At 72.5% G+C, this 14,121-nt stretch carries 14 protein-coding genes and 1 pseudogene; 12 read left to right on the top strand and 3 right to left on the bottom strand.

All coding sequences use genetic code 11. The features are described 5' to 3' along the window. Positions 1-66: 66 nt before the first annotated feature. The 7 genes from tsaB to ACFY3N_RS03185 all read left to right on the top strand — a co-directional run bounded on the left by tsaB (position 67) and on the right by ACFY3N_RS03185 (position 5,960). Complete coding sequence (tsaB, locus tag ACFY3N_RS03215; protein ID WP_390814920.1) at positions 67-720, top strand: tRNA (adenosine(37)-N6)-threonylcarbamoyltransferase complex dimerization subunit type 1 TsaB; 654 nt, start codon at positions 67-69, stop codon at positions 718-720. After that, complete coding sequence (rimI, locus tag ACFY3N_RS03210; protein WP_390814919.1) at positions 717-1,298, top strand: ribosomal protein S18-alanine N-acetyltransferase; 582 nt, start codon at positions 717-719, stop codon at positions 1,296-1,298. The genes tsaB and rimI overlap by 4 nt, the downstream gene beginning before the upstream one ends. Continuing rightward, on the top strand, positions 1,291-2,376 hold the full coding sequence (tsaD, locus tag ACFY3N_RS03205; protein WP_390814918.1) for a tRNA (adenosine(37)-N6)-threonylcarbamoyltransferase complex transferase subunit TsaD: 1,086 nt from the start codon (positions 1,291-1,293) through the stop codon (positions 2,374-2,376). Before rimI ends, tsaD begins: the two co-directional genes overlap by 8 nt. Continuing rightward, entirely contained in the window at positions 2,373-2,636 is a 264-nt protein-coding gene (locus ACFY3N_RS03200) for a hypothetical protein (RefSeq protein WP_390814917.1), read from the top strand. The genes tsaD and ACFY3N_RS03200 overlap by 4 nt, the downstream gene beginning before the upstream one ends. 308 nt (positions 2,637-2,944) lie before the next feature. Next, positions 2,945-3,997, top strand: a complete 1,053-nt coding sequence (locus ACFY3N_RS03195; RefSeq protein WP_390814916.1) for a LacI family DNA-binding transcriptional regulator — start codon at positions 2,945-2,947, stop codon at positions 3,995-3,997. Positions 3,998-4,174: 177 nt separating this feature from the next. After that, a complete protein-coding gene (locus ACFY3N_RS03190; protein ID WP_390815035.1) occupies positions 4,175-5,197 on the top strand; it encodes an LCP family protein in 1,023 nt (340 codons plus the stop codon). Between the two features lie 127 nt (positions 5,198-5,324). Next, the gene (locus ACFY3N_RS03185) at positions 5,325-5,960 is read left to right on the top strand and encodes a Uma2 family endonuclease (RefSeq protein WP_228967117.1); all 636 of its coding nucleotides are present in this window, start codon (positions 5,325-5,327) and stop codon (positions 5,958-5,960) included. A 19-nt stretch (positions 5,961-5,979) separates the two neighbouring features. Here ACFY3N_RS03185 and ACFY3N_RS03180 read toward each other — a convergent pair whose 3' ends face one another. Then, positions 5,980-7,167 (bottom strand): methyltransferase domain-containing protein, encoded by a 1,188-nt coding sequence (locus ACFY3N_RS03180; protein ID WP_390814915.1) that lies wholly within the window; start codon positions 7,165-7,167, stop codon positions 5,980-5,982. Between the two features lie 135 nt (positions 7,168-7,302). On the opposite strand from ACFY3N_RS03180, the gene ACFY3N_RS03175 reads away from it, so the two are divergent. The 4 genes from ACFY3N_RS03175 (at position 7,303) to groL (ending at position 11,318) form a co-directional block, all read left to right on the top strand. Further along, positions 7,303-8,178, top strand: a complete 876-nt coding sequence (locus ACFY3N_RS03175) for a polysaccharide deacetylase family protein (RefSeq protein ID WP_390814914.1) — start codon at positions 7,303-7,305, stop codon at positions 8,176-8,178. Next, positions 8,175-8,957, top strand: a complete 783-nt coding sequence (locus ACFY3N_RS03170; protein ID WP_390814913.1) for a polysaccharide deacetylase family protein — start codon at positions 8,175-8,177, stop codon at positions 8,955-8,957. Before ACFY3N_RS03175 ends, ACFY3N_RS03170 begins: the two co-directional genes overlap by 4 nt. A gap of 300 nt (positions 8,958-9,257) precedes the next feature. Next, complete coding sequence (groES, locus tag ACFY3N_RS03165; RefSeq protein WP_003998759.1) at positions 9,258-9,566, top strand: co-chaperone GroES; 309 nt, start codon at positions 9,258-9,260, stop codon at positions 9,564-9,566. 126 nt (positions 9,567-9,692) lie between these two features. Beyond that, a complete protein-coding gene (gene groL, locus ACFY3N_RS03160; RefSeq protein ID WP_390814912.1) occupies positions 9,693-11,318 on the top strand; it encodes a chaperonin GroEL in 1,626 nt (541 codons plus the stop codon). Positions 11,319-11,390: 72 nt separating this feature from the next. Here groL and ACFY3N_RS03155 read toward each other — a convergent pair whose 3' ends face one another. Both ACFY3N_RS03155 and ACFY3N_RS03150 read right to left on the bottom strand, forming a co-directional pair. Then, positions 11,391-12,221 (bottom strand): pectate lyase, encoded by an 831-nt coding sequence (locus ACFY3N_RS03155; protein WP_390815034.1) that lies wholly within the window; start codon positions 12,219-12,221, stop codon positions 11,391-11,393. A 45-nt stretch (positions 12,222-12,266) separates the two neighbouring features. After that, positions 12,267-12,641 (bottom strand): annotated as a pseudogene (locus tag ACFY3N_RS03150) (RICIN domain-containing protein); the annotation flags it as partial. 327 nt (positions 12,642-12,968) lie between these two features. Between ACFY3N_RS03150 and ACFY3N_RS03145 the strand changes: the two are divergent. Further along, the gene (locus ACFY3N_RS03145; RefSeq protein ID WP_390814911.1) at positions 12,969-14,015 is read left to right on the top strand and encodes a hypothetical protein; all 1,047 of its coding nucleotides are present in this window, start codon (positions 12,969-12,971) and stop codon (positions 14,013-14,015) included. The last annotated feature ends 106 nt before the right edge of the window (positions 14,016-14,121 follow it).

Here is a 14,121-nt window from a genome sequence, read left to right as displayed (position 1 = left end):
GTAGCAGCACGTGACCGGCCGGCCCGTGCGGCCGTGGCCGGGGCGCGGGAGCCGTAGGCTGTTTGCGTGCTCTTGCTCGCTCTGGATACCGCCACCCCCGCCGTCACCGTCGCGCTGCACGACGGTCACGACGTCATCGCCTCGTCGAGCCAGGTGGACGCCCGCCGCCACGGCGAACTGCTGCTCCCGGCGATCGACCGGGTGCTCGCCGAGGCAGGCCTGCGGCTGGACGCCGTCACCGGGATCGTCGTCGGCATCGGCCCCGGCCCGTACACCGGGCTGCGCGTCGGCCTGATGACCGCGGACACCTTCGGGCTCGCGCTGGGCGTGCCCGTGCACGGTGTGTGCACGCTGGACGGCCTGGCCTGCGCGGCCGACCTGGAGGGCCCCTTCGTCGTGGCGACCGACGCCCGGCGCAAGGAGGTCTACTGGGCCCGCTACGCCGACTCCCGAACCCGCCTCACCGAGCCCGCCGTGGACCGGCCCGCCGACATCGCCGAGGAGGTCGCGGGCCTGCCCGCGGTCGGCGCCGGCGCGCTGCTGTACCCGGACACCTTCCCCAAGGCGCACGAGCCCGAGCACGTGTCCGCCGCCGCCCTGGCCCGGCTGGCCGCCGAGCGGCTGGCGGCGGGCGAGGAGCTGCCCGCGCCCCGGCCGCTGTACCTGCGCCGGCCCGACGCCCAGGTCCCCAAGAACTACAAGGTGGTCACCCCCAAGTGACCGGATCCGAGACTGCCGTGCTGCGCGAGATGCGCTGGTGGGACATCGACTCCGTACTGGAGCTGGAGCGGGACCTGTTCCCCGAGGACGCCTGGTCGCGCGGGATGTTCTGGTCCGAGCTGGCCCATGCGCGCGGGCCCGGGGCGACCCGGTGCTACGTCGTCGCCGAGGAGGGCGGCCGGATCGTCGGCTACGCGGGCCTCACCACCTCCGGTGCGGAGTCCGACGGCGACGGCGGCCGGGGCGGCGACAGCGTCGCGGCGGCCGACGTGCAGACCATCGCCGTCACCCGGGACCACTGGGGCACCGGCCTCGGCTCGCGGCTGCTGACCGAGCTGCTGCGGGCGGCGACCGCCTTCGAATGCGCCGAGGTGCTGCTGGAGTGCCGGGTGGACAACGTCCGCGCCCAGAAGCTCTACGAGCGCTTCGGCTTCGAGACCATCGGCGTCCGGCGCGGCTACTACCAGCCGGGGAACGTGGACGCCCTGGTGATGCGACTGACCGATCCGTCCACCTCCGTGAACCCGGCGAGTCCCGTCGACGGGAACGGCGTACAAGGAACCGAGACCCATGGCTGACGAACCCCTGGTACTGGGGATCGAGACCTCCTGCGACGAGACCGGTGTCGGTGTCGTGCGCGGGACCACCCTGCTGGCGGACGCCGTCGCCTCCAGCGTCGACGAGCACGCCCGCTTCGGCGGCGTCGTCCCGGAGGTGGCGAGCCGCGCCCACCTGGAGGCGATGGTCCCCACCATCGAGCGCGCGCTGAGGGAGGCGGGCGTCGGCGCCCGCGACCTCGACGGCATCGCCGTCACCGCCGGACCCGGGCTCGCCGGCGCGCTGCTGGTCGGCGTCTCGGCGGCCAAGGCGTACGCCTACGCCCTCGGCAAGCCGCTCTACGGCGTCAACCACCTCGCCTCGCACATCTGCGTCGACCAGCTGGAGCACGGCTCGCTGCCCGAGCCCACGATGGCCCTCCTGGTCTCCGGCGGGCACTCCTCGCTCCTGCTCTCCACGGACATCACCTCCGACGTCCGTCCCCTCGGCGCGACCATCGACGACGCGGCCGGCGAGGCCTTCGACAAGATCGCCCGCGTGCTGAACCTCGGCTTCCCCGGCGGTCCGGTCATCGACCGGTACGCGCGCGAGGGCGACCCGGAGGCGATCGCGTTCCCGCGCGGTCTGACCGGCCCGCGCGACCCGGCGTACGACTTCTCCTTCTCCGGGCTGAAGACGGCCGTGGCCCGCTGGATCGAGGCCAAGCGGGCGGCGGGCGAGGAGGTGCCGGTGCGCGACGTGTCGGCGTCCTTCCAGGAGGCGGTGGTGGACGTGCTCACCCGCAAGGCCGTACGGGCCTGCAAGGACGAGGGCGTCGACCACCTGATGATCGGCGGCGGTGTGGCCGCCAACTCCCGGCTGCGGGCCCTGGCCCAGGAGCGCTGCGAGGCGGCCGGCATCCGGCTGCGCGTGCCGCGCCCCAAGCTGTGCACGGACAACGGCGCGATGGTGGCGGCGCTGGGCGCGGAGATGGTCGCCCGGAACCGTCCGGCCTCCGACTGGGACCTGTCGGCCGACTCCTCGCTCCCGGTGACGGACCCGCACGTGCCCGGACACGGCCACGTCCACGAGGTCGGCGAGGAGAACCTGTACTCGTGACCGTCGCGCTGATGTGGGAGGCCCGGGCGGTCCCCGGCCGGGGCGCGGACCTGGTGGCCTGGACCGAGGAGCACGCGCGGGAGCTCGCCCGCCGCCCCCTGCGCCGCGAGACCTTCCGCGCCCCGCAGGACCGGGTCCTGGTCATCACCTGGTGGGACGCCCCCTACGACGCGGACCTCCCCGAACTCCCGGATCCGGACGGGGACCTGGTCACCCGTCCGGTGCACCGGTGGCGGTTCGAGTCGCTCGGGGGCGTCTGACCCGGCACCCTCACGCCCCGGCCTCCGCCGGTGCCGGTGTGGCGGATGCCCGCGCCGGAGGCCGCGAGACGTGATTCCCGCGCGCCGGGTTCGACGGTCCCGCGGCCGGAGCGAGTGGTGCACGACGACACAGGTCCGCAGGAAAGCGGAACGCCGGGCGAGGCGGCCACGGAGTTCTTGCCGGGTGAACGGACGGCCCCACACGCACGATCCTGGGCGAATGTTTCGGATGCTAAATCGAATGTTCAGGGGTTCCGTGGTCTCCCGAAGGCTTCGTCAAGCGGCCCCGCAGGGTTACGATCGCCGCCATGACTTCCTCGCAGCCCGCCGAAACCCGGACGCAAGGGCGTAGCGCCCGGACGGCGACCCTCGCCGAGATCGCCCGCGAGGCCGGCGTCTCCGCCCCGACTGTTTCGAAGGTGCTCAACGGTCGTGCCGACGTCGCTCCCGCCACCCGGAGCCGGGTCGAGGGGCTGCTGCGCGCCCACGGCTACCGGCGCCGGCGCGCCGAGGCCACCCGCTCGCCCTTGATCGACCTGGTCTTCCACGAGCTGGAGAGCGCCTGGGCGATGGAGGTCATCCGGGGCGTGGAGAACGTGGCCCGGGACGCGGGCCTGAGCGTCGTCCTCTCCGAGAGCGCGGGCCGGCTCACCCCCGGACGCACCTGGGCCGACCAGGTCGCCGCCCGCCGCCCGCACGGTGTCATCCTGGTGCTGTCCGGCCTCGACGAGTCCGGGCGGGCCCTGCTGACCGGCCGTTCCATCCCGTTCGTGGTGATGGACCCGGCCGGCGACCCGGGCACCGACGTGCCCTCCATCGGCGCGACCAACTGGCAGGGCGGGCTCGCCGCGACCCGGCACCTGGTCGAACTGGGCCACACCCGGATCGGCGCGATCAGCGGGCCCACGCGGATGATGTGCAGCCGTGCCCGCGTCGACGGCTACCGGGCCGCCCTGGAGACCGCCGGACTGCCGGTCGACCCCGGGCTGATCGTGACCGGCGACTTCCACCACGAGGCCGGCTACCGGCAGGGACTCGCGCTGCTGCGCCGCGAGGACCGGCCCACCGCGGTCTTCGCCGGCAACGACCTCCAGGCCCTCGGGCTGTACGAGGCCGCGCGCGAGCTGGGGCTGCGGATCCCGGAGGACCTGAGCGTGGTCGGGTTCGACGACCTGCCGGTGGCCCGCTGGGTGGGACCGCCGCTGACGACCGTACGGCAGCCGCTGACGGAGATGGCGGAGGCGGCGGCCAAGCTGGTCCTCGATCTGGGCAGGGACGAGAACCCGGCGGCGGCGACCCGGGTGGAGCTGGCGACCAGCCTGGTGGTGCGGAGCAGTACGGCGGCGCCGGCGGGGGCGTGAGCCGCTCCGAAAGTTTCGGGCGGCCGGAAGTCTGAGAATTTCACAAGAAAGCTGTCCGGAGGTCGTTGCTCGTCATAATTCGGACTTACGTTCCTGCTCGTGAGGGGACATGAGAAGAGCGGCGGGACCGGGGACGACGGGGCCGGACACGACGGGGACGAGGCCGGGGAAGCGGGCATACGGCCGGGCCGGCGGACGAGGACGCCGAGGATCGCGGGGCTCACGCTGGCGGGCCTGCTGGTCCTGGGCGCCGGAGCCGCCGGCTGGGCGTACTGGCAGCTCAACGACAACATCAACAGCGTCGACATCGACAGCGCCCTGGGCGACGACCGCCCCGCCGGGGCCGCCGCCACCCCGTCCCCGGACGCGTCGGCCACGGTTCCGTCCCTGCCGACCGGGTCCCTGAACATCCTGGTGCTCGGCTCCGACTCGCGCAGCGGCGAGGAGAACCGGGAGCTCGGCGGCGGCGACAGCGGCGGCGCCCGCTCCGACACCGCCATGGTCGTCCACCTCGACGCCGGCCGGACCGCCGCGACGGTGGTCAGCATCCCCCGCGACACCCTCGTCGACCGGCCGGCCTGCCCCCTGGAGGACGGGGAGTCGACCCGTGCGGCCTCCGGCGTGATGTTCAACAGCGCGTACGAGGTGGGCGGGCCGGTGTGCGCGGTGAAGACCGTCGAGTCGCTCACGGACGTCCGCATGGACCACTACGTCGAGATCGACTTCGCCGGTTTCGCCCGCCTGGTCGACGCGCTCGGCGGGGTCACCGTCACCACCGAGGAGGACATCGACGACGACCGCAGCCACCTCACCCTGGACGCCGGCACCCACCACCTCGACGGCACGGACGCCCTCGCCCTGGCCCGCACCCGGTACGACATCGGCGACGGCAGCGACCTCGGCCGCATAGGGCTCCAGCACCAACTGGTGAAGGCGCTGCTGGAGCAGATCGCGGACGAGGACCTGCTGACCAGCCCCGCCCGGCTGTACCGGGTCGCCGACACCGTCACCGGCAGCCTCACCACCGACACCGGCCTGGACTCGCTGGGCGAGCTGACGCGCCTCGCCCAGAGCCTGCGGGACCTCCCCTCCGACGGCGTCACCACCCTCACCGTGCCGGTCGTCCCGGCCCCCTGGGACCGTAACCGCGTGGTCCAGGACGAGCCGGAGGCGGGGGAGCTGTGGGCGTCGCTGAGATGAGGTGATCACCCGTTCGGCTGATCGGTGCCGATTCCGGAGCAGTGCGACTCCCGAACTCGTAGCGTCACCGTGTCGCTTGTGCCGCAGTGGCGCCCGCGCCCACACTTGAAGGAGGAGGTGCTTCTCGATGACCGCTCTCGCAGAAGAGGTGGCCCCGGTGGTGGTGGACAAGCCCGTTTCCGAGCAGGGTTCCGATCTGGACGAGGTCCTGTGGCAGGCGTGGAAGGCCATGGATCTCCCCGAGGGCTACCGGGCCGAGATCATCGAAGGGGCCATCGAGGTGTCACCTACCGGTCGCCGTCGTCACACCGTACTCATCGGCCGTCTCCGCAGAGCGCTGGACGCGCATCTGGCAGGCAGTGGTTACGCAGCACACCACGACGGCAACGTCATCCACCGTCAGAAAGCCTGGATCCCCGACCTCTTCGTGGCCCCGCTCGACCTCGACGAAATCCCGGACGAGGACGGTCTCGGCGTCGACGCCGACGGAGTCAAGATGGTCGTCGAGGTCGCCTCGCCGGGCCACCGCAACCTCCAGCGCGACCGCGTCCGCAAACGCCGGGAGTACGCGAGGGCCGGAATTCCGGTGTACGTGATCGTCGACGACTTCGACGACGAGGGGGCCGTGCTCGTCCTGACGTCGCCCGACCGGAAGAAGGGCAAGTACGCGGACGAGCACCGGGTCCCCTACGGCACCGACGCGGTGATCCCCGAGGGGCCGGCCAAGGGTTTCGCGATCGGCAAGGCGATCGTCGCGTCCTGAGGCGGCCCGGCCCGGTGCCTCACCGCACCGGGTGCCCCAGCAGCATCGTCGGGGCGCCGGCGACCCGGGTCAGGAAGACCGTGACGGACCCGCGGCCGTGCGGCTTGGGCAGGACCTTGCGGCGGAGTTCCTCCGGCTCGACGGCCGAGCCGCGCTTCTTCACCGTCAGCGTGCCCACCTCACGCTCCCGCAGCAGCGCCTTCAGCTTCTTGACGTTGAACGGCAGCCGGTCGGTGATCTCGTAGGCGGTGGCGTACGGCGTGTTGTGCGGTTCGTCGGCGGTGACGTAGGCGATGGTCGGGTCGATCAGCCCACCCTGCACTTCCTCGGCCACCTCGGCGACCAGGTGGGCGCGGATGACGGCGCCGTCCGGCTCGTACAGGTACCGCCCCACCGGCCGGACCTCGGGGTCCGGGAGCGCGGTCTCGGGCGTCGCGTGGATGCCGGCTCCGGCGGGCAGCAGCGTCGCCCGCCGCGCCCCCGGCGCCACGTCCGGGCCGAACCACAGCATGGCCTCCTTGACGTCCCCGCCGTCCGAGACCCACTCGGCCGTCGCTTCCGGGGGGATCGCCTCGTGCGGAATGCCGGGCGCGATCTTCAGCAGGCCGAGCGGTGCCCCGAGCGCGGCCGACACGGCCCAGGACAGGGGAGGGGAGTAGGCCTCCGGATCGAAGATCCGGCCGCGCTTGGAGGAACGCCGGGCGGGATCGACGAACACGGCGTCGTATCCGGCCGTGCCCACCTCCGTCACGTCGGCCTCGCGCACCTCGATCAGGCCGGCGAGACCGAGCGCGTCGGCGTTGGCGCGGGCGGCCTCGCAGGTCAGCGGATCGCGGTCGACGGCCAGCACCCGGATCCCGGCGCGGGCGAACGCGATCGCGTCGCCGCCGATCCCGCAGCACAGGTCGGCGACGGACCGCACCCCGAGCGCCCGGAGGCACTCGGCCCGATACGCCGCCACACTCGCCCGCGTCGACTGTTCCACCCCGTTCGGCGTGAAGAACATCCGCCGCGCGTCCTCCGCCCCGAACTTCGCCACCGCCCGCTGCCGCAGCCGCGCCTGGCCCAGCGCCGCCGACACCAGGGCGGCGGGGTGCTCGCGGCGCAGCCGGGTCGCGACGGCGAGTTCGTGCGCCGGGTCGGTGTCGCGGACCTCGTCGAGGAGGGCGCGGCCTTCGGGGGTGAGGAGGGGAGCGAGGTCGTTCACCGGGTCATTGTGGGCCAGTCGGTGGACCGTGCGCCTCCGGCCGCGGTGTCGGACCGGGTCCGGACCGTCCGGCTGCGAGGATCCGGCACCATGCGAGCAGTAGGACAAAACGATAAAAAGCTTTCATTGGGTGGTGTGCGGATCGGTCTCGCGGCGCTGGCTCTCGCCTCCATCGCCTCGGGCTGCGGACCGGGCGGCGCCCCGGCCGAACCGGCGGGCGGCCAGCAGCCCCTGAAGGCGCCTCCGGCCCGCGCGCTCGACGCCTACGCCACCAAGCTGCGCGCGGCGCACGCCGCGAGGGTCGCCGCCGCGAAACGCTGGGGACTGGAGCGGGTGCCGCTGACCGCCCCGCCGCCCCCGGCGAGGAAGCCCCGGATCACCACCCGCGACGGCTTCGAGGTCGACGGCCACCTGCGGCTGGAACTCCCCCCGGTCTTCACCACCGTCCCCACCGAGGAGAAGGTCGTCTTCCTCACCATCGACGACGGCGCCGAGAAGGACCCGGCGTTCCTGCGGATGATGAGCGAGCTGAGGATCCCGTACAGCGCCTTCCTCAGCGACTACCTCGTCAAGGAGGACTACGGCTACTTCAAGGAGATGCAGGACCGGGGCGTCGCCCTGCACAACCACACCCTCCGCCACCCCTACCTGCCGGCCCTCTCCTACGCCCGCCAGAAGCGCGAGATCTGCGGCATGCAGGAGGTCATCGAGGAGCGCTACGACAAGCGCCCCGTCCTCTTCCGCCCGCCCTACGGCAACTACGACAAGGCCACCCTGCACGCCGCGAAGGACTGCGGGATCACCCACGTCCCGCTCTGGAGCGAGGAGGTCTTCGTCGACCGCTGGGAGTACCGGGAGTGGGACCGCGACCTGCACCCCGGCGACATCGTCCTCAGCCACTTCCGGGGCCGCGGGGACTGGAAGGGCACGATGCCGGACATGATCCGCCGCTTCCTGGACAAGGTCACGGCGGAGGGGTACGCGGTGGCCCGGCTGGAGGACTACCTGTGAGGGCCGGCCTCCTGGCGGGCGCCACCGCCCTGCTGGCCGTGATCGCCGGATGCGGTCCGTCGAGTGGGGCGGGGGACGGGACGGGCCGGCCACCCGGCGGCGGCCCGGCGCCGGGGGCCGGCGCCCTCCCGCCCGTCGTCGACCACGTCCCCACCCGCGACGAGGTCGTCTTCCTCACCTACGACGACGGCGCCGAACGCGACCCCCGCTTCATCGACCTGGTGCGCGAGCACCGGCTCCCCGTCAGCCTGTTCCTCACGGACAGCGTGGTGGGCCCCGGTTACGCCCACTTCGCCCGGCTGCGCTCGGTCGGCGCGAGCCTGCAGAACCACACCCTCGACCATCCCGCCCTGCGCGACCTGCCGTACGCCGGCCAGCGCGCCGAGATCTGCGGCCAGCAGCGCAAACTCGCGTCCCGCTTCGGCGTCCGCCCCCGCCTCTTCCGCCCGCCCTACGGCACGTACGACACCACCACCCTGCGGGCCGCCGCCGACTGCGGCATCCAGACGGTGGTCCTGTGGCGGGCCACCCTGGAACCCGACGGCCACCTCACCTACACCGACGGCCCCCACCACCTGACCCCCGGAGACATCATCGCCGTACCGTCGGGCGAGGCCCCGCCGCTGTCGCTGACGGAACGGACGACACGGCTGCTGGGGGAGCTGGAGGAGCGGGGTCTGAGGGTGGGCAGGCTGGAGGACTACGCCGGCCGAATCAGCCCGTCGGCGGCTCCTGGCGAGCACCGCTCACCCACCGGCCCGTCCGGGGGTGGAGCCTGAGGACGAGGCCGTTCAGGCCGGAGCGGGGGCCTGGGGGCGGCAGCCCCCGGTGACGGTCACCGCGACACCACCGGCCGCGGAACCCGGTGCCGAAAGGGAACCCACCCCGCGACGCGCCGCAGGCAATTGGCACTCCGCTTGACCGAGTGCTAACCGCAGTCATAGTCTCAGGTCTGGCACTCCCCCCTGGAGAGTGCCAACACACGCGACGGGCAGGTCCGGCACCCGCGACGACGGATCCACCTGGTCGCCACCTCAGACAGTTAACCCCGTGAGATCTCCGAAGGGGGAGGTCGGATCGTGACGACCACCAGCTCCAAGGTTGCCATCAAGCCGCTCGAGGACCGCATCGTGGTCCAGCCGCTCGACGCCGAGCAGACCACGGCTTCGGGCCTGGTCATCCCGGACACCGCCAAGGAGAAGCCCCAGGAGGGCGTCGTCCTGGCCGTGGGCCCGGGCCGCTTCGAGAACGGCGAGCGTCTGCCGCTCGACGTCAAGACGGGCGACATCGTGCTGTACAGCAAGTACGGCGGCACCGAGGTGAAGTACAACGGCGAGGAGTACCTCGTCCTCTCGGCTCGCGACGTCCTCGCGATCATCGAGAAGTAGTTCACCCGCTTCCACCGAAGCACATTGCTTTTGAGCTGCGCCCCGGGCCCCCGCGACCTTACGAAGCCGGGCGTCAGGGGCGCAGTTCGTTTCACCCACGTTTTCCGAGAGGGCTGAACCGCTCCCATGGCGAAGATCCTGAAGTTCGACGAGGACGCCCGTCGCGCCCTCGAGCGCGGCGTCAACAAGCTTGCCGACACGGTGAAGGTGACGATCGGCCCGAAGGGCCGCAACGTCGTCATCGACAAGAAGTTCGGCGCCCCCACCATCACCAACGACGGTGTCACGATCGCCCGCGAGGTCGAGATCGAGGACCCGTACGAGAACCTCGGCGCGCAGCTGGTGAAGGAGGTGGCGACCAAGACCAACGACATCGCGGGTGACGGCACCACCACCGCCACCGTGCTGGCCCAGGCGCTGGTCCGCGAGGGCCTGAAGAACGTCGCCGCCGGTGCCTCCCCGGCGCTGCTGAAGAAGGGCATCGACGCGGCCGTCGCCGCCGTCTCCGAGGACCTGCTCGCCTCGGCCCGCCCGATCGACGAGAAGTCCGACATCGCCGCCGTCGCCGCGCTGTCCGCCCAGGACCAGCAGGTCGGCGAGCTCATCGCCGAGGCGATGGACAAGGTCGGCAAGGACGGTGTCATCACCGTCGAGGAGTCCAACACCTTCGGTCTGGAGCTGGACTTCACCGAGGGCATGGCCTTCGACAAGGGTTACCTGTCGCCGTACTTCGTGACGGACCAGGAGCGTATGGAGGCCGTCCTCGACGACCCGTACATCCTCATCACCCAGGGCAAGATCTCCTCCATCGCGGAGCTGCTGCCGCTGCTGGAGAAGGTCATCCAGGCCAACGCCTCCAAGCCGCTGCTGATCATCGCCGAGGACGTCGAGGGCGAGGCCCTGTCGACCCTGGTCGTCAACAAGATCCGCGGCACCTTCAACGCGGTCGCCGTCAAGGCCCCCGGCTTCGGTGACCGCCGCAAGGCGATGCTGCAGGACATGGCCGTCCTCACTGGCGCCACGGTCGTCTCCGAGGAGGTCGGCCTCAAGCTCGACCAGGTCGGCCTGGACGTGCTGGGCTCCGCCCGCCGCGTCACCGTCACCAAGGACGACACCACGATCGTCGACGGTGGCGGCAACAAGGAGGACGTGACCGGTCGCGTCGGCCAGATCAAGGCCGAGATCGAGACCACCGACTCCGACTGGGACCGCGAGAAGCTCCAGGAGCGCCTCGCGAAGCTGGCCGGCGGCGTGTGCGTGATCAAGGTCGGCGCCGCCACCGAGGTGGAGCTGAAGGAGAAGAAGCACCGTCTGGAGGACGCCATCTCCGCGACCCGCGCCGCGGTCGAGGAGGGCATCGTCTCCGGTGGTGGCTCCGCGCTGGTCCACGCCGTCAAGGTCCTCGAGGGCAACCTCGACAAGACCGGCGACGAGGCCACCGGCGTCTCCGTGGTCCGCAAGGCCGCCGTCGAGCCGCTGCGCTGGATCGCCGAGAACGCGGGCCTCGAGGGCTACGTCATCGTCTCCAAGGTCGCCGAGCTCGACAAGGGCAACGGCTACAACGCCGCCACCGGCGAGTACGGCGACCTGGTCAAGGCCGGCGTCATCGACCCGGTCAAGGTCACCCGCTCCGCCCTGGAGAACGCCGCCTCCATCGCCTCCCTCCTGCTGACGACCGAGACCCTGGTCGTCGAGAAGAAGGAAGAGGAAGAGCCGGCCGCCGCGGGCCACGGCCACGGCCACGCCCACTGAGCGACCCGCTCACAGCGCCACGAGGGCCCGGTACCGCCGCTGTTCGGCGGTGCCGGGCCCTCGCCCCGTGCCCTACTGGTACGTGACCTCGGAGGTCTCGTAGACGCACGACGTGCCGTCGGGACCGCTGCCGAGCGCGGTCGGCTCGTCGCCGCTGTCGTTGCCCTTGAAGCGCTCGCAGACGATGATCTTCTTCTTGTCGTCGCCGACGATCGTCACGTCGGAGAGGGTCGCGGTGTCACCGTAGTTGGCGTTGACACCGGCGATGACCTTGCCGGGGCTCGTGACCAGGACGTCGTCGATCACGACGTGGCGCTCGTACTGGGTCCCGCAGTTGCCGCAGGAGCGGTAGAGCTTGCCGAAGTCGGACACCTGGAAGTTCCTGATGGTCAGGGTGCCGGCGCCGTTGTGCTGGAAGACCTTGTCGTCGGCCTTGCGGGCACCGCCGCCGTCGACGACGTAGGCCGCCGAGGCGGACTTGCCCTTGAAGCTGGCGGCGTCCTCGCCGACGTCCTCCCACCACACGTTGACCAGGGTGCAGCTGCCCGAGCAGTGCACTCCGTCGGCGGCGGGCGAGCCCAGGATCACGTTCTTCAGCGTCGCGCCGTCGGCGAGCTCGAACATCGGGTCCTGGCCCTCGTCCTGGCCGCTGCCGCCGAGGTCGCCCGAGCCGTGGAAGCGCTTCAGGGAACCGTCGTACACGCCGCTCACCTCGATGGTCGAGGAGACGGCCTGCTCGTCGGTGGCGGTGGGCCAGGAGGCGAAACCGGTGCCGCCGGCCGGCTCGTCGTCCGCGGGCGCGGTGGCGGTGGCGGTGACGGAGGGAGAAGCGGGGGCGGAGGGGGAGGCGGGGGTGCTCGCCGTCGGGGTCGCGGTCGCCGCCGGGGGCGTCGAGCCGTTCACCTCCCGCAGGGTCCAGGTCTTGCCGGCGGCCTTGTCGCAGGAGTTCTGCTGGAGCAGACCGTCCTTGGGGTTCAGGCACTTCTCGCTGTGCGCGTTGACCAGGTGGTGGGCGTCACCGACGGAACTCACCTTCCAGACCTGGGAGGAGCCCTCGTCGCAGGTCTGCTGCTGCACGGCCTTCCCGGCGGAGACCGAGTCGTCCTTGACGCCCGCGCACAGGCCGGTGGCGGACGACCGCACGGTGAAACCGTCGCCGGAGTCGGCCAGTTCCCAGCTCTGGTCCGTGCCCCCGTCGCAGTCCGCCAGGGCCAGCCGCACCCCGTCGTCCGTGCTTCCCGACGGAACCTCGAGACAGGTCCCGCTCGCCGCGTTCACCAGGCGGTAGGTACCCGCGCCCGGTTCCGCGGCGGACGCCGACATCAGCACGCCGCCGGCCACGGCGCCGCCCACGAGCGACGTGGTGAGGGCGCCGATCAGGACGGTGCGGCGCCGGCCGGTCTTTCTCCGGTGCCCCGAGCGCGGGGCGGTGTTCGTACTGCGCATGTCACGGCTTTCGTTCGATGTGCGATGGCCCTCGTTGTCCACCGCCCTGATGTCGCCGCCGCACGTGGATGGGTTGCCGCGTGACCGTGATCTTCTTCGACGAGGGTGCGGGGCCTGCCGGTCGGCCACCCCGGCCGCGCGGCCGGGGCCCGGTGTGTGAGGGTGGGGGCCGCCGGGCAGGCCGGGAGGCAGGAGGGGGACGCGATGAACCAGGTGCTCTACGGGGAACGGTCCCGGAACCCGTTGGCGCGGACCGTGGAACTCACCGAGGGCGGGCTGCGCAGGGGCGGCCGGACCACACCGCCGGCCGAGCTGAACCTCGGCGCCATGGCCGAGGCGTACCTGCGGGGGCGCTGGCTCGGCGGCGGCGGCAGCGAACGCCCCCTGGCCGCGCTGGCGCAGGGTCCCGGCATCGTGCCGGTCACCCGCGTGACCGGCACGACCAGACCTCTGAAGGTGCGCCGGGCCGCAGAATTCGCCCGCGCCCTGGGCGAGTTGGCGGTCCGCGGGTGCGGTGGGGCGGACCGGGTGGCCGCGCTCGCCGCGCGGGCGCACGCGGAGGGCGTACCGCTGTGGATCGCGCGGCGCCACGCGCCCGGCCCCGCCGGACCGGTCACCGTCGCCGTGGACCGGCGCCTGGTCCGCGTGGACGTGTGGGGCCCGCACGCCCCCGCCGTACGCCTGCGGGCACCGTACGGCTTCCGCGGCGACTCCGCCGCCCCGGACGGCGGCCTGCACCTGACCGTCGGCGGGGTCACCGCACGCCTCGAACTCCGCCGCACGTTCCGCAAGTCCAGGAGCAGCGTGGAGATACGCCTGCCCGACCGGCACTGGACGCTGCGGCGCGAGAACGCGGAGAGCTCGTGGCTGCTCCGCGACGACCTGCGGGTCGCGCTGCTGACCCGTCCGCCACGCCGGCCGGGTCCCGTCCCCGGCACGGTGCTGCTGCCGCTGGCCGCCGTGCACCACGAGAGCCCCGACCCCCTGGACGCCGTCATGGCCCACGCGGTCGCCGTCTCCTTCGGCCTCGGGGACACGACGGGCCGGGCCAGGTTCCGCACCCGCCCCCGGGTGGAGGGGGAGGACGTCACCTGGGACCTCCCCTGGTTCAGCAACCTCGGCACCGGTCGCGACGACAACGAACCCGGCGGCGGTGACGGCTGGGGCGGCGACGGCGGGGACGGCGGCGACGGTGGCGGGGGCGGCGACGGCGGCGGTGGTGACGGAGGCGGCGGCGGGGGCGGCGACTAGGTACCGTCCGGCGGAGCGTGGCCGGAGCCTGAGCGAATCGCCGCTGTGGTGACGGTGCCGTTCGCAGGCCGACGCCGGCGGCAACGACATCACCCTCGCCCGGACC

The organism is Streptomyces sp. NPDC000348 (assembly GCF_042898795.1).
Taxonomy (GTDB): Bacteria; Actinomycetota; Actinomycetes; order Streptomycetales; family Streptomycetaceae; genus Streptomyces.
Note: the sequence above shows the minus strand (reverse complement) of the source record. Positions and strands in the feature narration are given on the sequence as shown.